This is a genomic window from Ornithinimicrobium kibberense (assembly GCF_006519705.1).
Lineage (GTDB): Bacteria > Actinomycetota > Actinomycetes > Actinomycetales > Dermatophilaceae > Ornithinicoccus > Ornithinicoccus kibberensis.
Genome location: NZ_VFXM01000044.1, coordinates 1 through 525 on the forward strand (window position 1 = coordinate 1; position 525 = coordinate 525).

At 63.2% G+C, this 525-nt stretch carries 1 protein-coding gene; it reads right to left on the minus strand.

The genetic code is table 11. The features are described from left to right. Positions 1–475 (minus strand): DUF3626 domain-containing protein (locus tag FJR00_RS15550; RefSeq protein ID WP_238330547.1); only part of this gene is annotated, 475 nt, incomplete at its 3' end. Positions 476–525: the final 50 nt, after the last annotated feature.

A 525-nucleotide genomic window follows, 5' to 3' on the forward strand; every position in this document is an offset into this window, starting at 1 on the left:
GGTAGCTCGGGTCCAGTGATGCAGTGGCGGTAGCGAAGCCGGGGTGCCATTCGACAGGGCAGTCGAATCTCTCGGCTGCTCGTTCGACATCTGTGCCCTGATAGCAGGGGTCGAGCACGACAGCCTCGACGTCGCGCGCGATGCATACCTGACCGTGGACATGTGCCTCGACATATCGATCCAGGTGGTCCAGCTCACTCGCATGTGCCAAGCGGATCAGGTCGTCGACCTCACCCGATCCGGTGACAGCATCGGGTTCGAAGACCGAATCGGGAAAGCAGAACGTGCATCGATCCATGACCTCCTCGCGAAGCCGCAGGTGTGCCGATCCGAACCGGACGGATCCGCCGTAAGGGTCGTCAGCGAAGTTCAGGGCCCCGTACACCGGACGCTCGCTATGCGCAGCGCCGTCGTAACGCCCCCGGAAGAGTCGGCTCTCCCAGCGCCATCTGTCCCCATCCTCATGGGCAGTCAGGCCGCCATTGGACGTTCCCGTTTCGAACTGGCTGCGGTAGCGCCCATCAC